The following is a 20,541-nucleotide window of genomic DNA, read 5'->3' on the forward strand; positions in this document are numbered from 1 at the left end:
CCGATTGAATATGATGTGATACGTGTAACGTAAAAAGGGAGGCTGTAGGAATGATTCATGAAACAGCGAAAATCGGAAAGAATGTCGTGTTCGGAGAACATGTCGTGATTGAGGAAAACGTGATGATCGGAGATGATGTGGAAATTGGCCACCATGCCGTCATTAAAAAGAATACACAGATTGGAGACAGAGTGAAGATCGGCGATTTGGCCGTCTTAGGCAAAGCGGCTTCATCAAACAAAAAAATGGCGCGAAAGCCGAAAAAGAAAGGAGCACCTTTAAAGATTGAAGCCGATGCGGTTATCGGTTCAAATGTTGTGATTTATCGGGCCGTGCTTTTGGATCAAGGGGTGTTCGTCGGAGATATGGCAAGCATCCGCGAAAATGTAACGGTTGGCAAAGAAAGCATCATCGGGCGCAACGCCATGGTTGAGAACAACACGACGATCGGCAGCCGGGTGACGATTCAAACGGGATGCTATATCACCGCGGATATGGAGATTGAAGATGAAGTGTTTATCGGTCCGCGCTGTTCAACATCAAATGACAAATATATGGGGATGGGCAATTATCCATATCAAGGTCCGGTGATTAAAAGGGGCGCGAAAATCGGCAATAATGCGACATTGCTGCCGGCGGTTGTCATCGGCGAGCAAGCGGTCATCGGGGCCGGCGCCGTCATCACGAAAGATATTCCTGCCGGCAAAACGGCTGTGGGCAATCCGGGGCGAGTTGTGAAATAAGATTTTTATTTGTAATTACGGAAGTTTAATAGATGTTATGAGGCATACAGAAAATCATATCGTCAGGGTCCATTCTTAATAAAAAGAGGTGTTTTTCACAAGTTAAATAACGTGGCTTACTGATGATGGCGGTCATATTATATTTAAGCTTCACAAGATAAGCAGTGGAGCACACATAATATGATCGAAGGTGAAAAATATTATGTCAATTCAAAATTTAGTGGTGAACGGAGGCTTTGAGTCCGGAACCCTGTCTCCTTGGAGCGGAAGCAATTCGTCTGTGAACGGCCAATTTTCACATTCGGGTTTTTTCTCTGCCAGGATGTTGGGTGGGACTTCAACTTCGTTCATCGCTCAGTTTGTTCCGATTGAGCAGGGAGAAAGCGGGGAGTTTTTTGTTTCTTTAGCGAAGCCCGAGTTACTTCCTGCTCCTTCTGTGGCAATACAGATCACTTATTTTGACGATGCGTTTAATTTTCTTGGATTTGGCTTATTCGCAACTATTCCATCAAGCAGGATTCCTGCTGCAGAAAATGGGACATGGCTTGAGATTTACAAAACAATCGAAGCGGCGCCACAAGGCACCACACAAGCGTTTATTTTAATCATTAACTTGCCGCAATTGGGAACAACAGATGTTTTAATTGATGATGTTGCATTGCTAGATGTAGATGGGGGTGTAGGCCCGACGGGAGCAACCGGCCCAACGGGAGCAACCGGCCCAACGGGAGCAGCCGGTCCAACGGGAGTGACCGGCCCAACGGGAGCAACCGGCCCAACGGGAGCAACCGGCCCAACAGGAGCAACCGGCCCAACAGGAGCAGCCGGCCCAACAGGAGCAACCGGCCCAACAGGAGCAGCCGGCCCAACAGGAGCAGCCGGCCCAACAGGAGCAGCCGGCCCGACGGGAGCAACCGGTCCAACAGGAGCAACCGGCCCAACGGGAGCGACCGGTCCGACGGGAGCAACTGGTCCAGGCAGTATATTGGCTTCACCAACACAATCAAACATGCCTCTAGCATTAACAATTGATACAGAGTTGTCGGTTTTAGCAACAACAGTTTCCACTTCAGATGGGCAAAGTGTAAAGCTCGATTCAATGGCTGAAGTAGATATAATAGTAGGCCCAGCTGGGTTATTCCAATATAGTATTGTCTTTAGTTTTTATAGAAATGGGGAAGTTATTGCACAAGTTACTGAAGATAATCAAGGTGAAAAATCAACAGGATTGATTCGTCTGTATAGTGATATTCCTAATCTAACTTGGGTTGATAATCCGGGATCCGGGACGCAAACTTATGAGCTTAGAATAACGGTTACCGGTAATAACATTTTAACGGCTTCAGCCAACACCAGGTCATTAACCGCTGTAATATACGGTTGATTAAATAATTTTCCGAGCTGAATAAGAGATTTTATCAATTGATATTCTCAAAGCTCAGGTTTGGAGAGAGTAGGGTTCGGTAATGAGATTCAAAATTGATGGGAAATGTGTTGAAGCAATGAGTTAAATAACGTGACCGCATTATTGTAGAAAACATAGTATATGTTAGCTTTAACCTTGAAAAAGAGTTAAAGCAAATATAGAAAAAAGGGAGGTTTAAATCCTAGATGTCGATTCAAAATGTGGTCATTAATGGAAGTTTTGAAAACGGGACACTTGCACCTTGGGTTGGGCAAAATGCTACAGTCACAACTCAATTTTCTCACTCCGGTTTTTGGTCGGCGAGGTTGCTGGGAGGGAATGTAGTTTCATATATCGCTCAATTCGCTCCAGTCGACGCAGGAGAAGGTTTAGAATTTCTTGTTTCCCTGGCTAAGGTTGGTTTTGCCCCATCTCCTCAAGTTCAGATTCAAGTCTCTTATTTTGATAGTTCATTTAACTTTCTAGGCCAAGGACTCTTGGTTAATATTCCTTTCAATAGATTACCAGTTGTCGAAAACAATACATGGCTTGAAGTCTATCAAACAACGACCCCGGCTCCAGCTGGTGCTACTATGGCTTTTATTTTAATTAATACTTTGCCGCAGGCAGGAACAGCTGATGTAATAGTAGATGATGTAGCTCTATTAGATGTAGAAGGCGGAGGAGTAGGCCCAACAGGTCCACAAGGTCCGACCGGCCCAACAGGTCCAACAGGCCCAGCAGGCCCAGCAGGCCCGACAGGAGCGACAGGTCCGACAGGTCCAACAGGAGCGACAGGTCCGACAGGTCCAACAGGAGCGACAGGTCCGACAGGTCCAACAGGAGCGACAGGTCCGACAGGTCCAACAGGAGCGACAGGTCCGACAGGAGCGACAGGTCCAACAGGAGCGACAGGAGCGACCGGCCCGACAGGTCCGACAGGTCCAACAGGAGCGACAGGTCCGACAGGTCCAACAGGAGCGACAGGTCCGACAGGAGCGACAGGTCCAACAGGAGCGACAGGTCCGACAGGTCCAACAGGAGCGACAGGTCCGACAGGTCCGACAGGAGCGACAGGTCCAACAGGAGCGACAGGTCCAACAGGTCCAACAGGTCCAACAGGTCCAACAGGAGCGACAGGTCCGACAGGTCCAACAGGAGCGACAGGTCCGACAGGTCCGACAGGTCCAACAGGAGCAACGGGAGCGACCGGCCCGACAGGTCCGACGGGAGCAACGGGAGCAACCGGCCCAACTGGCCCAACCGGCCCAACTGGCGGTGCAGCATTGCAACAATCCCGAAAGTTCCTTAATCAGTCAAGACTGAGTTAACTTCACTTTGTTTCTGGGACTCAATTATTATTGTGGCAGCAGCTATAACTATAGCATCTAAGACCTACAGTGTTTTTAGGAGGGGTGCATGAAAGCCGTCGGCTTTCATGCGCCTCTTTTTTATGAAAAAAGGAGTTCAAAAATAAGAGGACTGGCCGATAAGTATATGCTTATCAGACAGCCCTCTAATTCACATGACATTCAAATGCAGTTTAGTTAGATTTATATCAGCAAATGATCCATCTCCTCTTTTAGGTGATCAATATCTTCCCTATATATTTCTTTTCCGGAAACCAAACTCAAATGAAAATAACTAAGCATTTTTTCTAGCAAAGGCCGGACACACTTTTTCTTCGCTTCTTCGTCAAGGTGCCGTGTAAATCCGTTCTTTTGATACTCCTTTGCAATAGCTGCATAGACTTTGCCGATGGTAAAATATTTCAATTCCTTTCTGTGGGTTTCCTCAAGTTCGTTCCAATTGATATAAGGCAAATATACATCTTCACTAAAATGCTCAATAATATATTCCATCACATGAATGATAGACGGTATTCGTTTGTCTATATGATAAGTGAAATTTTTTTGGTGTCTCCGATAGCAATAAACAGGTTTATTTAAATAATGGTATTTCCAGCCGCGTTTAATATTGACGATACTATTCAATGTGTCACCGGCATATAGATTCTTACAATCGGCGACCCAGGAGTAGTTATGCTTGCGATAAAAAGACAATTTGAACAATCCTACCATTGGATACACACCGGACCCGCCTCTTTCAAACACACGACGTATCACTTCATCATCCGTATATGATTGGTAAGTCCAGCTTCCGATCGTTTTGCTATCAGCATCGACTAATAAAAAGTCTCCGTAAACATAATCTAAATTCTCTTGTTCATAAAAACATTCCATCAAATCATAGAGCACATTGTCATACGCCAAAAAATCATCTGCGCTGACAGGCATTACATATTCACCTGTAGCTTCTTCGAAAATCTCTGTGAATGCCGTATCTGCCATGCCTGAATTTTCTTGATGGCATATCGTTTTTATGTTTGGATGCTGTTCTTTATAAGCATTTATTATTTCAATTGAACCGTCGGTGGAATGATCATCCACAATGATGATTTCCATATTCGGATACGTCTGATTCATGACAGACTGAACGCATTGGTCCAAAAAACGGGCGTAATTGTAATTGACGATTCCGACTGTGATTTTAGGCGGATTGAGAATGGCTGTGTGTACACTCGTTTTTGCCGGTTTTGCCAGCTTTGAGATGGTTTCTTCGATTTGCTTCATTTGTTTGTCAAACGAATAATGCTTTTCAATATAAGCCCGGTATTGAACGGAGGAATAGTCATGTTCAGTGACCATTTCGACCAGTTCATCAATCGTGTTCCATACAAATGCCGCATCGTAAATCGTTTTTGCACCGTAAAAATTGTGAACAAGTGGTTTGATTCCTTTTGCCATCGCTTCCATAACCGACATTTGCTGGCTTTCCAAAAGGCTTGTCGAAATGAGATAATGCTTATCTTCCAAGTATCGGTTGATATCGCTCTGCCAGCCGTCCATCTGGACGCTGTCCTGCAAATCCAGCTCTTCAATCATTTGTTTAAAATATAATTGATAGCGGATGTCTTGATACTGACCGGCGATAAACAATTTGTATCTTGGATCTTTGTCATGAATCGCTTTGAACGCGTGCAATAAAAGCATCGGCCCTTTTTTATAATTGATATAGCCGACACATGCGATATGAAACCCTTTTTCACGTTCAGTAAACGTATACTGGTCTAAGTTTACCCCATTTGGGATGGTGACGGCCTGTGTATTTTCCAGACTTTTCACTTGATTCACCACGAATTGCTCCATGTGTTTTCCGTCAAAAATCACTTGATCCACCGTATTCCAGCGAACTTGATGGATATACGCTGTAAAAGCTTCATAGCTGTGAAGCCTGCAAATTAATGTTTTTTGCTGTGCGAAAGGCAGCTTGCTTCCATAAACGATCAGGTTGTCACACCATTCAAACCAGCAAATATCCGTCCATTTCATGCCTTTATCGACTTGTTTCAGATCTGTAACCACCGCTTTTACTGTTCTGTATGAATCGGAAAGATGGTCGATTACAGGGTTGATAAACGTATCCAAATTCGGTTTGACAAAGAAAACGATTTTCGGCCGAACTTTTTCAATGCTGTGGAAAAGACTGCTTTTCTCCATATACAATTTCTTTTTCTGTGTGTGATTCATAAAAAAAGCAGCATCATCATACAGTTCACAAGCTTGTTGAATCCGTCCTTTCTTTTCATAAATCAAACCTAAACTGACGAGTATGACAGGATTAAATGGATCTGCTTTCAGTCTATCTTTGATGATTTGTTCGGCTTCCTCCCAGTTTTCTTCAGCCGTCACCCGGGTCATTTCATGTTCACCGGCGAGATCCAGTGAACGCAACAGTACATCAAGTTCATGATTTTGAGCCACCTCAAGCATCCTCCTATATGAACGAAATTTTCTCTAGTACTATCTATATTCACCGAAGAATGCGAAGTTGCCGTGATATTCATCCCTACTCTTTTTGAACTATGGCAATGGTACAAACAAGAAACCTGCTTCACTCATAATCTATTGAAGTGAAGATATAGAAGATATAATGATAAGGAGTGAACATATTTGGTCACGATCAGCCTATGTATGATAGTCAAAAATGAAGAAGAAGTATTGGCAAGATGTCTTGATACCGTGAAAGACATCGTAGATGAGATCAATATTGTCGATACAGGGTCGACTGACAAAACGGTCGAAATCGCGAAAGAGTACACAGACCGCGTCTTTTTCTTTGAATGGATCGGCAATTTTGCGGCGGCCAGAAATGAATCATTTAAGCATGCCACAAAAGATTACATTCTTTATTTAGATGCGGATGATGTTTTGCTTGAAGAAGATCAAAAGAAATTAAAAGAATTGAAGGAAACGCTTGACCCATCGGTTGATTCGGTTTCAATGTACTATGACGCCGGTACAGACGAATACGGAAATGTGACGCTGAGATACCGCCGCAACCGTTTAGTGAAAAGGGAGAGAAACTTTAAATGGAGAGGCGACTGTCACCAGTATCTTGAAGTCTACGGGAATATCATCAATGCCGATATCTCTGTCACACATAAAAAAATCCGCCATTCCGTCGGACGCAACTTGAATATTTACCAGCAGAAAATTGATCGGGGCGACGAGTTTTCACCGCGAGACTACTTTTACTATGGAAATGAATTGAGAGAAAACCGCCATTACGAAAAAGCGATCGAAAGCTATGATCAAAACATTGCCATGAAAGAAGGCTGGATTGAAGATAAAGTGTACGCCTGTATTAATAAAGCGGACTGCTACCGCTTTCTCGGAGATATGGAAAACGAGCTCAGATCGCTGTTCCAGTCTTTTGAATTCTCGAAAACGCCGCGTGCTGAGACGTGCAGCCGAATCGGCTACAATTTTCAGCGCAGACGGGAATTCCATGCGGCCATCTATTGGTATGATCAGGCGACAAAACTCGTTCCGGACTCCAATAAATGGAGTTTCAGCTATCCGGCCAACTACACCTGGTATCCTCATCTGCAAATGTGTGTCTGCTATTATAATTTAGGAGATTTTGAAAAATCGTACCAGCATAACGAAGCGGCGCGGATATATCGTCCAAATGATAAGTCAGTTCTTCATAATAAACAATTGTTAGAAGGAAAATTAGGAATAAACAAATAAAAAAACAAAAGCTTACTTGTCAAGTAGGCTTTTGTTTTTATTTTTACGATGACGGCGTATCGCGTAAAAAATGGAAACCCCCCATCCGATCAATAAGGTGGCATAAATAGCGGCACTCCATAAAGCGGTGATAGAGCAGAAGAGAATCAGGCTCCGGACATTGGTGACGATAATAAAGCCTCCTACAAGGACTCCCAGCAAATATGCCGGCAAAATCCGCACAAGCCAGGCTGCAATAGGAGCTGCAACAATTCCGCCTAACATCAGGGCAATCGTCCATGTCCAATTCACTTCTTCCCAGCCTAATGAGATCAAAAAACCTGCAGTAGCGGAAACCGCAATTGCAAACTCGCTTGTATCCACTGTACCGACGGTTTTTCTAACGGAAGCTCCCTTTTTCGATAACAATACAGGGGTTGCAATCGGTCCCCATCCGCCGCCTCCGGTTGCATCGGCAAAACCCGCGGCTAACCCTAAAGCGATTGACTGTTTTCTTGTCAAATCAATCGATTTTTTCTGACAGCTTGGATGAAATTTAAATAGAAAACGAAACAGGATATATATCCCTAATATGAATAGAAACAAAGAAATAAAAGGTTTAACAACATCGCCCGGCAGGCTGCTCAAAAAACATGCCCCCGTAAATGCACCAACAGAACCGGGGATGATCAATTTATATAAAGCCGATCGGTCGACATTTCCAAATTTCATATGGGAAACACCTGAAGCGGCGGTGGTCACGACTTCTGCAAAGTGAATCGATGCCGAAGCTGCTGCCGGGGCGATTCCGAACGTCAGTAAAAGCGATGCCGAAGTAACGCCGTAAGCCATTCCGAGCGCACCATCAATGAGCTGAGCGAAAAAGCCTATCATTGCAAAGATCATCAGTTTTCTCATAGCCATACCCCTTGTGAAAAATAGGTGAGGACTAAATATATGATATCTAAGTTATTCTATGCTTCGATCGCTTCGCGGTGTGGTTAAACACCGGAGGTACTCTGTTAAATAATGAAGCTGTCTGAGAGATTCGGCGGTTTTAATGGGCGAAAGGACAGAGGTCTACTCCGAAAACCGGAATGAGCATATGATGATAAAAAGAATGTTGGAGGGATCTAAGCGATGTTATACCATACATTTCATGATCAGCATAAAAGCATAACAAAACATTTATTCGAGAACATTCAAGATACATTCACAATAGAGTTTTGGGCCAAGCCAGTTCCGGAAGTAAAGGAGGAACGGTATGCTGTGATACCAGTTTCCGGCGTAAATGGAGAAGGCGGTGGATCTTTTCTGGCCGGTGTTGGGATTTCACTTGGAGCAAACGGTATTACAGTATACGAACATGAAGCGGTTCTAACAGAGGCTTTGGCTTTTACCTTTCCCTCGCCTTTAAACGACTTGACACATATTGCACTGGTATACCATGATAAAACGCCATCTCTCTATATTAACGGGCAATTTGTTAAAAAGGGGAATGTCAGCACCTTCAAAACGGTTGTTCCATCGGGAGTTTTCAAGGGATCTGGCACCCGTGACTTTAACGGAAAACTTGATGAAATCAGAATTTGGAGTAAAGCAAAAACACAATCTGAAATTTTGGAACACATGAACAGAAAACCGGCTCAAAACGAACCCGGTCTGTTTGGCTGCTGGAAATGGAGTGAAGGCGGCAAAAAGATGGTCCAGGCTGCTGATGGAACAATTAAAGGTCCCGCAGTGAAAAAAACAAACCTAAAGATTCTCTTTACTTTTTTTGTGCCGAGCGGAGGTGTGGAAACATTAAACAGACAGCGTTTGTATGCTCTTCACCAATTCGGTGTAAAATGTGATTTTTTATATTTACAAGAAGGAACAGGGCTGCAAAACAAGGTGAATACCTCTATTTTTATAACAAATTATGAAGACGAAATTAAAGAGATCATCTTTAGAGAAAATTATGATGCCATTGTAGTCGGTTCAGACCTTCTTTTGCTGAAAACCATAAGAGAATTTGGATATCAAGGGCTGTTGATTTATGAAGTGCAAGGGCTGGGCAACAATAAAGAGTATGTAGATGAGTTTTTGGAGATCCATGCTTATTCTATCGTCAATGAATGCAGTGATGCGATTTTATATCCGCAAACACCGCATCTCCAGCAAGCGTTTGAAAAGTATTTTCCTGCAAAAAAGAAATTTTGTTTTCATAATTGCTTTAACACAAAGGAGTTCCACTATCAGACGCTTCCGAAACAAAACAACCCGATTATCGGCTGGGTGGGAAGGCTGGAAGAAAATAAAAATTGGAGGGATTTTCTCTCTATCGGAGCAAAGCTGATCCAGAAAAATGATTCCATTCAACTTTGGATGTTTGAAGACAGTACATTGGCGGAAGAAGAAGAAAGGAGCGCATTTGCAGAAAGAATAAACGAGCTGAATCTGAAAGAGCATCTGACCGTTTATGCAAACCAGCCGCATCAAAAAATGGCCGAATACTTTTCCATCATCGGCGATTCGGGGGGATTTTTATGCTCCACCTCTAAAGTAGAAGGGTTCGGATATGCCGTACTTGAAGCGATGGTTTGCAGGTGTCCCGTTCTGACAACCGATTCCGACGGAGTGCGCAGTTTTATTACCCATAATGTAACAGGGAAGTTTTTTGAACTTGGAGACATCCATCAAGCGGTACAAGAAGGGAAAGAACTCATTGCAAATGGTGTTTTAAGAGAAGAGATTAGACGGAATGCTCTGAAACACATTGAAGACCATTTCGCGCCGGAAAAATACGCGGAACGCTTCTTGAATATGATTCATGAGTTAAAACATGTCATTTAAAAAATCCCTTTGAAAGGGATTTTTTAGTTTTATAAAAACCGGGAACCTGATCTGAACGATTCCCGGCGATTTTTTGCTTTCTTGTTACCAGTTGTTATCTTTTTCGTACCCTAATTGGATCAGTGCTTCTCCCGCTATTTCTTTAAACGCTTGCTTGTGGCTTTCATTAAATTCCTCTTGCCAATCTCCTATTTTTCCTTTTCTAAATGTATCTGAAGCGCTGGAATGAATATTTTGTTTCATTTTTTGAAGCAATTGCTGCTTTGATAATTGTAATGACTGAAGATCTTCCCATAAGAAATCGATGATGTGCATGATCGTTTTATTTTGCGAAGCTTCATCGCGCATAAGGTCTTCAAACGTCACGATGCAGATTCCGGAAGCTTGCGCCCATTGTAAAAAGTTTTTTGTGAAGTCAAGTATATTTGGCAGCAAGCCAATTCCATATTCAGCTTGTTCTTCTTGATTTAGTGAAGCACCTTTTATGATCGCCATCAGCCGTTCTTCGTGATTTTTCAAATGATGTTTCATATATGGATTCCATGGATGATTATATTTGTTGATCATGACAAAATGGACGAGTGAAATGGCTATATCTCTTAAATCTCTATAGATAAATATTGTTTTGATATCTGTTTCATTTAATATTTTTTCCCGATCTGCAGAGTGTGCAAAGTGGCCTGTGGCTACGTATCCTGGTTTAAGATCTTTTAAATGCTTTTCTTCGAAAACCCAGAAATCGGTCCGTCTCATTCCCGGAATTCCGAGGATAATTTGCAGCAGTAAATGAGTTCCGCTTTTTGGTACGGAATTGACTAATACTTTCGGTAAACGAATCTGCTGCTTGTTTTGAAATAAGTTGATTTTCAAAATTGTTGTGTCATAAAGTTCCCCGAACTCGTAATCTTCTCCCAATATGACAGAACGGGTGCTCACAAGACGATATCCATTATCGATAATGGCAACCGGAGCTTGTTCTGATTCTTCTTTCGTGTCACAGCCTTTAATAATCATATCGTACAATGCGAGGATTGAAGACGGAAATGCACCTTTGCCATAAATTAAAGAGAAAGGCGTATCTGCACCAAGCATACCTTTACGTATAGCGTCTTTTTCAGTGGCGCCCGGTAATTCAATCAGGACAACCCTCGGATCTTCAATATTTTTCATTGTTTGGATAGCAGACTGATCCAATGTTCGATCGATAATGATCAGCTTATAATTGCTAAATGATTGCTCTAACAATTGCTCTAATTTTTCGATTGTTTTTTCAGACCCGTCTTGAACAGGATAAATAATGGTTAAAAGATAAGGAATGTTTCTTCGATTTCTTGCTTGATGTCTAGCGAGGTTAAAAGCATATCTCCATCTGCGGTGCTCTTCTTTTGAGTTTCTTAGTTTAGCAGATACACTCAGCGGGGAATTGGTTCGATATTCCATCAGCACTTCTTCGATAAAAACAATATCACAATGCTCTGTCAGGCGCAGCCAGTACTCATAATCCTCAACAGGTTCGAGGTGATATCCGTCTATCATAGCTGCAAATTGTTTCTTGTACATAAAAGATACACCGATAAAACAAACATCAAGAAGGTTTTCTTTCGGTTGATTTTGATACTTGTAAAATTCTTCTAAGCTTGGCTCTTTTAAATAATCCCCTTTATGGTCAATATGCCGAAAGCTGCTGAAAGACAGCCCGACATTGGCCGGGGCTGTTTCCAATGCATGCCGAAGCTTTTCAATGAAATCAGGATAATAAATATTATCACTTGAAACCCATGTGAAATATTTAACTTCTTCTATTTTCATCAAATAGTCAAACCCGATGTTTAAGGTTTTTGCTACTCCTTCATTTTTTTCTTTAAGAATAATGTGAACCCTGTCGTCTTGTTTTGTTATATCTTTGATGACAGCTACAGTTTCAGGGGGAGCGCCGTCTGAAACGATGACAAAATAAAAGTTCTGATAGCTTTGCAGCAGAATCGACTGCAGGGCTAATGTCAAATATTCAGGAGTTTGCTTATAAACGGGCATCACTATCCCTACATCTCTCATTTCCATCCACCTTTCAAATGTATGATTTTTCAATCACATGTTTGAACGATAAAATTTCAAAATATCAGCTAGTGATGATTCCAGCGAAATAACCGGTTTCCATCCTAATTTCATTATTTTGGCAGGGGCCAGATCCGGTTTTGCTGATGTTTTTTCATTGTTTCGCGACTTGATCTCAAATTCGATTGCTGTCAGTTTTTTGTAAATATGGACCACTTCGTTAAGAGAATGGCTCCTGCCTGTGGCAATTACATAAACTTCTCCTGGTTCGCCGTTTGTTAAAAGGATTTCATAAGCACGGACCACATCCCGTACATCCAAAAAATCGAGCTGAACGTTTAAATTGTCAACTTCAAGGACCTTTTCTCCATTATTTTTTTCCATGTCGACAATGTTGCGAGCGAAAACCGAACAAACGCCTTTGGAAAATCCAGGTCCTATTAAATTCGACGGCTTGGCAATGATGATCTGCATGTTGTAAAGATGTTCCCATGTTTGAGCAACCAAGACTTGCAGTGTTTTGCTGAGGCTGTATGGATGTTGAAGAGTAGACAGATCTTTTAAATCAAACTGCAAAATGGAACCGGCAACACAGATTTTACATTCGGGACTTTCCTGACGAAGAGCGTCTATTAAATACAAAGTGGATAAAAGATTGTTTTCCAGTGTTGAAACAGGATCAAGCCAAGACTGCCCGACATGGTTTTGTCCGGCTAAATGAAGGAGATACTGAGGTTTTGTTTTTTTGATTAAGTTTGCTACCGCGTCTTTGTCTGTCAGGTTGCAGCGTTCAATTTTAATATTCCCTTCAGGTGCCTTGACCCTTGTTATGGCCGTAACATCAAATCCCGCCTGCGAAAAGTGCCGGCATGCGTGCCGGCCGGTAAATCCGCCCGCTCCGGTGATTAATATTTTAGGGAGCTGACTCATTGATATTTCATCCAATCTAGTACGATATGCCTTTGCGGATTGGAGAAAAAGAAATAGAATGTCATATTATCAAAATTCTCTTTCTGGAAATGATTTTGCTTTGCATGATAGCAACCTTCCTTTCTTTTCATTTTATGGTTGAAAATGCAGAATGGATTGAATGCCGGCTTCATCTCGTTTTCATGATGAAAAACGCTGTAAATCCTTATTCTATTTGTCTTAATATGTTATGAATTTCTTTTTTGATTGCTATAGGCTGTCTGTTTACTGCTATAAGCCGAAATTGACATTTAAAAAACATCAGCCGTGGCAAGTTGTCATCTGGGATCATACATTATCTTGGGATTTTTGCCGAACAAGGAGGAAAATAGATGATTCCGCTAATCAATTTAAAAAAGCAGTTTCAAAAGGTGAAAGCCGACATTTTACATGAAGTCGAACTTGTATTAGACAGCGGCCAATATATATTGGGGCCGAAAGTCGCGGAGCTGGAGAAAAAAATAGCCGCAAAGCTCGGCGCGGGAGAAGCCGTAGCGGTTGCGAACGGTACGGACGCGTTAGTGCTGACGCTCGAAGCATTCGGCATCGGCAAGGGAGATGAAGTCATCACAACGCCGTTTACGTTTTTCGCCAGCGCCGAAGCCGTCTCAAGAGTCGGTGCGACTCCAGTGTTTGCCGATGTCGATCGGGAAACCTACAATCTTGATCCGGCTAAAATAGAGGAAAAAATCACACCGGCGACAAAGGCGATCATTCCCGTTCATCTTTTCGGCCAGCCGGCTGATATGGCTGAAATCACGGCGGTGGCCAAACGGCATGAACTGATTGTGATCGAGGATGCCTGCCAGGCGTTCGGCGCCACATATAAAGGCCGCCCTGTCGGCAGTCTTGGGGATGCAGCCTGCTTTTCATTTTTTCCGACGAAAAATTTGGGAACCTTGGGTGACGGAGGCATGGTGACCATCTCGGACTCTAAGGCGGCCCAACGGGTCAAAACGCTCAGAACGCATGGCACGAGCAAAAAATACTTTCACGACAAAATCGGCTATAACAGCCGGCTCGATGAATTGCACGCGGCCATTTTGCTGATTCTTCTTGAAAAGATCGACGGCTGGAATGAACAAAGAAGGAAAATCGCTGCAAAGTACAATGAATCATTGCGAGAAGCTTCATTTACACTGCCGGCGGAAAAGGAGGACCGCACACATATCTATCATCTCTATTGTATCGGCGCGAAAAACCGCCAGGAGATCATGCAATTGCTGAAGGACGAGGACATCCACTCAGGTGTTTACTATCCGTGCTGTCTTCATCTGCAGGATGTTTACGCTTCTCTGAAATACAAAAAAGGAGATTTTCCTGTCGCAGAGTCTTTATCGGAAACTTTGTTCGCCGTCCCGATGGATCCTTTCCTGACAAACGAAGAACAAGAACAGGTCATCTCCGTCCTGCTTGGCACAGGAGGCGGGCAAAAGTGAAGCTTCATTTCGGCCTGATCGGCTGCGGCTACATGTCCAGAAAACATCTGCGCGCCCTCAATCTGTGCGACGGGGCGGAACTATCGGCAGTCAGTGATGTACAAAACGAAAGAATGGCGGAAGCGGCTGAATACTATGCAGCGATGGGCAGCACGAAACGAAACATCGCGCGCTATGAACAATATCACGATTTGCTTGCTGATGAGAACGTCGAAGCCGTGATCATTGCCGCCGTTTCCGGACTTCATGCGGAAATGGCGAAAAAGTCTTTGCTGGCGGGAAAGCATGTCGTCTTGGAAAAACCAATGACACTGTCTTTGAAAGATGCCGACGACATCATTGAGCTGGCGGAGCGGAAAAGTCTGAAGCTTATGGTCTGCCATCAAATGCGCCACCGGCCGATCATGAGAAAAATAAAAGACACGATCGAACAAGGCAAATTGGGAAAGCCATACTTAGGCGCCGTTTCGCTTCGCTTGAACCGCTCTCCTGCGTATTATGAGGCGGCCGCATGGCGGGGAAGCTGGGAAAAGGACGGCGGTATGCTCGTCAACCAGGGCATACATTTGATCGATCTTTTGCAATGGTTTTTAGGCGATGTAAAAAGCGTATACGGTGATATGCTGACCGTTTCACCCGCAAAGGAAACGGAAGATGTGGCCCTTGGCGTCCTGACTTTTGGCAAGCAGGCAAAGGGGGTTATCGAAGCCAATATTGTCACACAGCCAAACAATCTGGGGAGTTCGCTTTCGATCTTTGCGGAAAACGGAGCGATTTCATTGGAGGGACCATCTTTAAACAAGATCAACCGCTGGTTTATCGCCGGGAAAGAGAAGGATAGGAAAGAAGCGGAAAAGCTGATTGATCAAGAGGGCGAGCAAACCGCCATGTACCAAAATTTCATCAGCGCCGTGCAATCAGATGAACCGCTTTTGATTGACGGATATGAAGGAAAAAAAGCGTTGCAAACCATTTTTGGCATCTATCAATCTGCACTGTCCAAAAGAGTCGTCGAACTGCCGCTTCCATCATTTCAAACGGCTGACATGAACAAGAAATAGGTTTGTGAAATAGTAAATCGTCCCTTTCAAAAAAAGATATGAATCATATTTTATTAAAGGTATGTATAGAAGGGGCGGTTTTATAAATGAAGGATCAGGAAAGTCAAAACAAAACGATAGCAGTCATAGGCCTAGGGTTTGTCGGCCTGCCCTTGGCGATGTTGTTAATCGCAAAAGGAATGCCGGTCATCGGCGTTGATTTGGACGAAGAAAAAATCGATTGTTTAAAAAGGGGAAAAAGCTATATATCCGATATTAAAGGCGAAACGGTGCAAAGCGGCATAGAGTCCGGCTTATTTCGCCCTGTTGCGGATTATCGGATGATCAAAGAAGCCGGCGCGGTCATCATTTGCGTGCCGACACCGCTCGATGATCAGTCCGGACCCGACTTGGCTTATGTGGAAAAAGCGGCGCAATCGATCGCGGAACACTTGCAAAAAGGCCAGCTCGTCGTCTTGGAAAGCTCGACATATCCCGGCACGACAAGAGACATCGTCAAACCGATTTTAGAGCGGAGCGGTCTGACTTGCGGAAGAGACTTTTATTTGGCCTATTCGCCTGAGCGGGTCGATCCAGGCAATCAATTCCCGATCGAAGTCGTTCCGAAAGTGGTCGGAGGAACGACGGCTCAATGTCTTGACCGCATCTATCGATTATACAGCGGGATTTACCAAGAGGTCGTGCCGGTGACATCTCCGGAAACTGCCGAGCTGACAAAACTGCTGGAAAATACGTATCGATTTATTAATATTTCATTTATTAACGAGTTCGCGATGATTTGCGACAAACTCGGCGTCAATGTCTGGGAAGTCATCGAAGCGGCAAGCACGAAGCCTTACGGATTTTCCGCATTTTATCCCGGACCGGGCATCGGCGGCCACTGCATACCAGTTGACCCTTTATATTTGCAGTTTATGATTAAAAAAATCGGCCTCTCAAGCGAATTTATCCAGCTGTCGGAGGCGACGAACGATCGAATCGTCCGCTATATTGCCGAGCGCTCATTGCAATTGGCGGGCAAGGATAAAGCGACGGAGGCGAATATATTCATCTACGGTGTGACATATAAACGGAATGTGGCCGATATGCGCGAATCGAAATCGCTCGATATCATCGAGAAGCTGATCGGCATGGGGGCCGCTGTTTCCTATCACGATCCGTACGTGCCGGAGCTTGATCTTCACGGTCAAAAGCTTTCCAGCAAACCGATCAATTCCGAGACTTTGAAACAATATGACTGTGTCGTCGTGTTAACAGACCATGCCGAACTTCCGAAAGATTTGTTCTTAGAACATGCAAAAGTCGTCTTTGATACGAGGGGCGTTTTAAGAGACGACTCTGGGAAAGCTAAAGTCGTCCAGCTTGGAAATGGTCTTTCGTAGCTGTGTTATCGGTCATCACAATGCGGATGAAACATAGAGGGTAAATCATTAAGAACAGATTGAAAGACCACCAGACCGGATCGAAATCCCCTCTGAACGCCCAAAAAGCGATGGCTTGCAGTCCGGAACAGAACGTTAACACAAGAGAAATGAGAGCGGCGTTTTTCCATAGCGGCCGCTTTTTTTTATGCAAATATAAGCTGATCAGGCCGCTGATTGAAATCAAAATATCAAGCGGCAAAAACGACCAATTCCAAGCGACGATGACCGGATTGTGATAATCCTTGAAGGCCGCCTCTTCCGGAATGAGGTGAAAAAGTGTAACAAACCAGTATAAAATAAAGCCGATATCTGTAATAAGCATTAGTGGTTTTACATATTTCACAGTTTTTCCTCCAGCTTCAATTAATTGGCCGATGCTCTGCAACATTTAAAGCGACGACTCCTGTGATAATCAGAATGATCGAAATCACTTTGAGGAGACTGATACTCTCACCAAAATAAAGAAACCCCATAACGGAAATGAAGACGATTCCCAATCCGGACCAAACCGCATAGGCGACCGCGATGTCCATTGTTTTCAAGGTAAGCGTTAAAAACACCAGGCTCGCAGCATAAAAAACAAGCAGCAGAATGCTCGGAATAATCTTTGAAAAACCGTTTGAAAGCTTCATGCTGATTGTACCCGCCGTTTCAAAAAGGATTGCCAAACATAAGTAAAGCCAATGCATAGCTGTTTCCCCCTATTTTTGTTTCGCACTGATGCCGTGGATCAGAATATCGACGGCTGATGTCAAAATTTCTCCCATTGTAAACCGGTTTTTCAGAGAAGAAGAGGGATCATAAATCTGACTCAGACTCCCTGTGTACATTTGAATGAATAGCGGCAAATGGATCTCTTTAATCATTCCTTGCGAGATCCCTTGTTTGAACAGATCTTCAACAACAGACCAATCCTCCTTTAAAAACACATCAAGTTTCAGCCATTGTTCATAATGGAATTTTTTCAATTCCGTCAATAAGCGAATATCCATTAACTCAAAATCAGCCGGTACGGAAATCAAGATTTGTTCGATTTTTTCGATTACCCCGAGCTGTTCATTAGCCGTGATGGCTTTCTCCTTTTCTTTAATTTGCTGGATTACATGATCGATCACTTGCTCAACAAGGTTGTCTTTTGAAGAGAAACATTCATAAATCGTGCGTTTACTGACGGATAATTGTTTTGCTAAATCGCTCATCGTAAAGGTAAACCCTTTTTGCTGAATCAGTTGAATTGTTTCTTGAATCATCCGTTCTTTCAATCCTGCTTCCTCCTTTTTGGTACTTAGGGAAACATTTTGGTACCAATGGTATTGTATACCGAAATCAAACATATGTAAACTTCTTCACACTCACGCCCAAATCAACCTGAGAATACAATGTGATTAAACAGGACGAAAAGGGTGAGGACCGTGTGGATGGGAATTCTGTTGATCATGTTGGGGCTGGGGCTCAGCATTTTCGCCGCCAGTTTGATTGTCAGTTATTTGTTTGTACTGCCGCACAGGAGCAGTTATGAAGAAACTTTCTTTAGCGGTGTCAAAAATGGGGAAATCATTGATGATGTCTTCGATTCACATCAAAAAGAGGAGCTGTTTTTGACGTCTAAGGACGGCTGTCAGCTGCATGCGATGCTTTTTCCTGTTCCAAAAAGCAGGAAAGCCGTCATGATCGCCCATGGCATCAAATGGTCGCTGTTTGGCGGCTACAAATATGTCGAACTGTTTCAGTCGCTCGGCTACCACGTTCTCCTGTGCGACAGCAGAGCCCACGGCTTAAGCGGAGGATCGCACGTTTCCTACGGATTTTTTGAGAAACACGATTTGGCAATGTGGGCGGATGAGCTTGAACAAAAGTTCGGCAAAGACCTTTATATCGGCGTCCTCGGCGAATCGCTGGGAGCGGCGGCTGCCGTTGAATTGATGAAACAAGACAGGAGAATCAAGTTCTGTATTGCCGATTCTTGTTTCAGCGATTTAACCGAACTATGCCGGTTCCAGCTGAAAGCGGCTGTCAAATGGGCTGTTCCGTTTCTGATTCCATTGACAAGCCGTCTGATCAAACAGCGCTACGGCTGGAGCCTTTCTGATATTTCACCTGTCAAAAACCTTGAAGAGACAGAGACGCCGCTTTTTATTATTCACGGGACAAATGATCAGCTTGTCCCGCTGCAAATGGCTAAAAGCCTGTATGAACGCAAAAAAGGAATCAAAAAGCTCTATGTCATTGAAGGAGCCGGACATGTCGGCGGGTTCAGCCAAAATCCGGAGGCGTATTTTAACAACATAAGAGACTTTTTGCTGAAAGTTGAGCCGGTCCACTCTGTTTAAATCTTTTCAGCCGCCGCCGATCTAGTGCGCGCCTCATCGATCTTAGCGGCATATGACAATCCCCAGTTCATCATTTGATGAATGATCGGGATCAGGGTCTTGCCGAATTCTGTTAAACGATACTCGACTTTCGGCGGAACCTGTTTATACACTTCGCGATGAACGATTCCGTCGCGCTCCAGTTCGCGAAGCTGCAGGGTCAGCATCCGCTGCGTTATACCGGGCATCAAACGCCGCAGTTCATTAAATCGCTTTTTTTCATCGATCAAATGAAATAAAATCACGCTTTTCCATTTGCCGCCGATAATATCAATCGTCGCTTCCACCGGACACGAATAGCCTCCCGCTGTTTCGCATGCTCCCGGATATTTTTTCATTTTTCTCTCTCCTTAGTATAAAAAATGATACTATACCACAAAAATGTGCGTACTTTCTTATTCTCATTATAATCATTAGAATGGAATTGAAAAAGGAAAATACACTAAAGAGCAAAAGGAGAGAAACCATCATGGCAGATCAATCCAAAAAACAAGATATACTTGCTGCATATCAATTTAGACATGCCGCGAAAGAATTTGACCCGAATCAAAAGATTTCAGACGAAGATTTTCATTTTATTTTAGAAACGGGCAGATTGTCACCGAGTTCATTCGGTCTTGAGCCGTGGAAATTTCTTGTCATTCAAAACGAAGAATTGCGCGAAAAGCTGCGTGCAGTCTCATGGGGAGCACAGGGGCAGCTTCCGACAGCGAGCCATTTCGTATTGCTGCTCGGCCGTACCGCTCAGGAAATGAAGTATGATTCCGACTATATTGAAGAGCATCTGGACAATGTCAAAAAAATGCCGCCTGAAATTAAGGAAAACATGATTAAAAAGGGCGGTGTATTGAGTAAATTTCAAGAATCCGATTTTCATTTGCTTGAAAGCGATCGGGCGATGTTTGACTGGGTCTCTAAGCAAACTTATATCGCGCTCGGCAATATGATGACGGCGGCAGCGATGATCGGCATCGACTCCTGCCCGATCGAAGGCTTCGATTATGACCAAGTCCACGACATCTTGGAAAAAGAAGGGCTGCTTGAAGATGGAAAATTTGACGTTTCCGTCATGGTCGCCTTCGGATACCGCGTCAAAGAGCCGCGTCCGAAAACAAGACAGGAGCTTGATCAAGTCGTTAAATGGGTAAACTAAAGAAAAAAGCGAT

At 43.6% G+C, this 20,541-nt stretch carries 18 protein-coding genes; 10 read left to right on the forward strand and 8 right to left on the reverse strand.

Features of this window, described 5'->3' with window-relative positions; all coding sequences use genetic code 11:
- Positions 1-50 precede the first annotated feature (50 nt).
- The 3 genes from ACINLD_RS18935 (at position 51) to ACINLD_RS18945 (ending at position 3,479) form a co-directional block, all read left to right on the forward strand.
- Positions 51-743 carry an acyltransferase gene (locus ACINLD_RS18935; RefSeq protein WP_026589594.1) on the forward strand — a complete coding sequence of 231 codons (693 nt, stop codon included), beginning with the start codon at positions 51-53 and terminating at the stop codon, positions 741-743.
- Positions 744-945: 202 nt separating this feature from the next.
- The gene (locus tag ACINLD_RS18940; RefSeq protein ID WP_077735317.1) at positions 946-2,127 is read left to right on the forward strand and encodes an NTTRR-F1 domain; all 1,182 of its coding nucleotides are present in this window, start codon (positions 946-948) and stop codon (positions 2,125-2,127) included.
- Positions 2,128-2,354: 227 nt separating this feature from the next.
- Positions 2,355-3,479, forward strand: coding sequence for an NTTRR-F1 domain (locus ACINLD_RS18945; protein ID WP_410207118.1), 1,125 nt, complete (start codon positions 2,355-2,357; stop codon positions 3,477-3,479).
- 222 nt (positions 3,480-3,701) lie between these two features.
- On the opposite strand, the gene ACINLD_RS18950 is transcribed toward ACINLD_RS18945, so the two are convergent.
- The gene (locus ACINLD_RS18950) at positions 3,702-5,972 is read right to left on the reverse strand and encodes a glycosyltransferase (protein ID WP_410207119.1); all 2,271 of its coding nucleotides are present in this window, start codon (positions 5,970-5,972) and stop codon (positions 3,702-3,704) included.
- A gap of 189 nt (positions 5,973-6,161) precedes the next feature.
- Here ACINLD_RS18950 and ACINLD_RS18955 point away from each other — a divergent pair, with 189 nt between their 5' ends.
- Complete coding sequence (locus tag ACINLD_RS18955) at positions 6,162-7,244, forward strand: glycosyltransferase (RefSeq protein WP_410207120.1); 1,083 nt, start codon at positions 6,162-6,164, stop codon at positions 7,242-7,244.
- A gap of 12 nt (positions 7,245-7,256) precedes the next feature.
- Here ACINLD_RS18955 and ACINLD_RS18960 read toward each other — a convergent pair whose 3' ends face one another.
- A complete protein-coding gene (locus ACINLD_RS18960; RefSeq protein ID WP_409445247.1) occupies positions 7,257-8,141 on the reverse strand; it encodes a sulfite exporter TauE/SafE family protein in 885 nt (294 codons plus the stop codon).
- Positions 8,142-8,363: 222 nt separating this feature from the next.
- On the opposite strand from ACINLD_RS18960, the gene ACINLD_RS18965 reads away from it, so the two are divergent.
- Positions 8,364-10,058 (forward strand): glycosyltransferase, encoded by a 1,695-nt coding sequence (locus tag ACINLD_RS18965; RefSeq protein WP_409445246.1) that lies wholly within the window; start codon positions 8,364-8,366, stop codon positions 10,056-10,058.
- Between the two features lie 84 nt (positions 10,059-10,142).
- Here the strand turns inward: ACINLD_RS18965 and ACINLD_RS18970 are convergent, their stop codons facing one another.
- A complete protein-coding gene (locus tag ACINLD_RS18970) occupies positions 10,143-12,119 on the reverse strand; it encodes a glycosyltransferase (RefSeq protein ID WP_077735312.1) in 1,977 nt (658 codons plus the stop codon).
- A gap of 27 nt (positions 12,120-12,146) precedes the next feature.
- Positions 12,147-13,043, reverse strand: coding sequence for an NAD-dependent epimerase/dehydratase family protein (locus ACINLD_RS18975; protein WP_077735311.1), 897 nt, complete (start codon positions 13,041-13,043; stop codon positions 12,147-12,149).
- 371 nt (positions 13,044-13,414) lie between these two features.
- Here ACINLD_RS18975 and ACINLD_RS18980 point away from each other — a divergent pair, with 371 nt between their 5' ends.
- From ACINLD_RS18980 to ACINLD_RS18990, 3 genes are all read left to right on the forward strand, one after another.
- Positions 13,415-14,521, forward strand: coding sequence for a DegT/DnrJ/EryC1/StrS family aminotransferase (locus ACINLD_RS18980; protein ID WP_077735309.1), 1,107 nt, complete (start codon positions 13,415-13,417; stop codon positions 14,519-14,521).
- Entirely contained in the window at positions 14,518-15,582 is a 1,065-nt protein-coding gene (locus tag ACINLD_RS18985) for a Gfo/Idh/MocA family protein (RefSeq protein ID WP_077735308.1), read from the forward strand. Before ACINLD_RS18980 ends, ACINLD_RS18985 begins: the two co-directional genes overlap by 4 nt.
- 86 nt (positions 15,583-15,668) lie before the next feature.
- The gene (locus ACINLD_RS18990; RefSeq protein ID WP_026589583.1) at positions 15,669-16,964 is read left to right on the forward strand and encodes a nucleotide sugar dehydrogenase; all 1,296 of its coding nucleotides are present in this window, start codon (positions 15,669-15,671) and stop codon (positions 16,962-16,964) included.
- On the opposite strand, the gene ACINLD_RS18995 is transcribed toward ACINLD_RS18990, so the two are convergent.
- From ACINLD_RS18995 to ACINLD_RS19005, 3 genes are read right to left on the reverse strand one after another with little or no spacing between them, the layout of a single operon-like run.
- On the reverse strand, positions 16,930-17,349 hold the full coding sequence (locus tag ACINLD_RS18995) for a YvaD family protein (protein WP_026589582.1): 420 nt from the start codon (positions 17,347-17,349) through the stop codon (positions 16,930-16,932). The genes ACINLD_RS18990 and ACINLD_RS18995 overlap by 35 nt on opposite strands.
- A 16-nt stretch (positions 17,350-17,365) precedes the next feature.
- The gene (locus ACINLD_RS19000; protein WP_026589581.1) at positions 17,366-17,695 is read right to left on the reverse strand and encodes a DMT family transporter; all 330 of its coding nucleotides are present in this window, start codon (positions 17,693-17,695) and stop codon (positions 17,366-17,368) included.
- Between the two features lie 12 nt (positions 17,696-17,707).
- Positions 17,708-18,268 carry a TetR/AcrR family transcriptional regulator gene (locus ACINLD_RS19005; RefSeq protein WP_026589580.1) on the reverse strand — a complete coding sequence of 187 codons (561 nt, stop codon included), beginning with the start codon at positions 18,266-18,268 and terminating at the stop codon, positions 17,708-17,710.
- A gap of 156 nt (positions 18,269-18,424) precedes the next feature.
- On the opposite strand from ACINLD_RS19005, the gene ACINLD_RS19010 reads away from it, so the two are divergent.
- A complete protein-coding gene (locus tag ACINLD_RS19010; RefSeq protein WP_236251286.1) occupies positions 18,425-19,336 on the forward strand; it encodes an alpha/beta hydrolase in 912 nt (303 codons plus the stop codon).
- Here the strand turns inward: ACINLD_RS19010 and ACINLD_RS19015 are convergent.
- Positions 19,333-19,713, reverse strand: a complete 381-nt coding sequence (locus tag ACINLD_RS19015; protein WP_077735307.1) for a winged helix-turn-helix transcriptional regulator — start codon at positions 19,711-19,713, stop codon at positions 19,333-19,335. The genes ACINLD_RS19010 and ACINLD_RS19015 overlap by 4 nt on opposite strands.
- Positions 19,714-19,844: 131 nt before the next feature.
- Here ACINLD_RS19015 and ACINLD_RS19020 point away from each other — a divergent pair, with 131 nt between their 5' ends.
- Entirely contained in the window at positions 19,845-20,528 is a 684-nt protein-coding gene (locus ACINLD_RS19020; RefSeq protein WP_026589577.1) for an NAD(P)H-dependent oxidoreductase, read from the forward strand.
- Positions 20,529-20,541: the final 13 nt, after the last annotated feature.

Origin of the sequence: Bacillus sp. z60-11 (genome assembly GCF_046464135.1) — a bacterium.
In the GTDB taxonomy this organism is placed as follows: domain Bacteria; phylum Bacillota; class Bacilli; order Bacillales; family Bacillaceae; genus Bacillus; species Bacillus sonorensis_A.

Bases quoted from the DNA above. Each gene is read 5' to 3' on its own strand.
- ACINLD_RS18935 (WP_026589594.1), top strand. From the start codon at position 51: ATGATTCATGAAACAGCGAAAATCGGAAAGAATGTCGTGTTCGGAGAA.
- ACINLD_RS18940 (WP_077735317.1), top strand. From the start codon at position 946: ATGTCAATTCAAAATTTAGTGGTGAACGGAGGCTTTGAGTCCGGAACC.
- ACINLD_RS18945 (WP_410207118.1), top strand. From the start codon at position 2,355: ATGTCGATTCAAAATGTGGTCATTAATGGAAGTTTTGAAAACGGGACA.
- ACINLD_RS18960 (WP_409445247.1), bottom strand. From the start codon at position 8,141: ATGAGAAAACTGATGATCTTTGCAATGATAGGCTTTTTCGCTCAGCTC.
- ACINLD_RS18965 (WP_409445246.1), top strand. From the start codon at position 8,364: ATGTTATACCATACATTTCATGATCAGCATAAAAGCATAACAAAACAT.
- ACINLD_RS18970 (WP_077735312.1), bottom strand. From the start codon at position 12,119: ATGGAAATGAGAGATGTAGGGATAGTGATGCCCGTTTATAAGCAAACT.
- ACINLD_RS18975 (WP_077735311.1), bottom strand. From the start codon at position 13,043: ATGAGTCAGCTCCCTAAAATATTAATCACCGGAGCGGGCGGATTTACC.
- ACINLD_RS18980 (WP_077735309.1), top strand. From the start codon at position 13,415: ATGATTCCGCTAATCAATTTAAAAAAGCAGTTTCAAAAGGTGAAAGCC.
- ACINLD_RS18990 (WP_026589583.1), top strand. From the start codon at position 15,669: ATGAAGGATCAGGAAAGTCAAAACAAAACGATAGCAGTCATAGGCCTA.
- ACINLD_RS19000 (WP_026589581.1), bottom strand. From the start codon at position 17,695: ATGCATTGGCTTTACTTATGTTTGGCAATCCTTTTTGAAACGGCGGGT.
- ACINLD_RS19010 (WP_236251286.1), top strand. From the start codon at position 18,425: ATGGGAATTCTGTTGATCATGTTGGGGCTGGGGCTCAGCATTTTCGCC.
- ACINLD_RS19015 (WP_077735307.1), bottom strand. From the start codon at position 19,713: ATGAAAAAATATCCGGGAGCATGCGAAACAGCGGGAGGCTATTCGTGT.
- ACINLD_RS19020 (WP_026589577.1), top strand. From the start codon at position 19,845: ATGGCAGATCAATCCAAAAAACAAGATATACTTGCTGCATATCAATTT.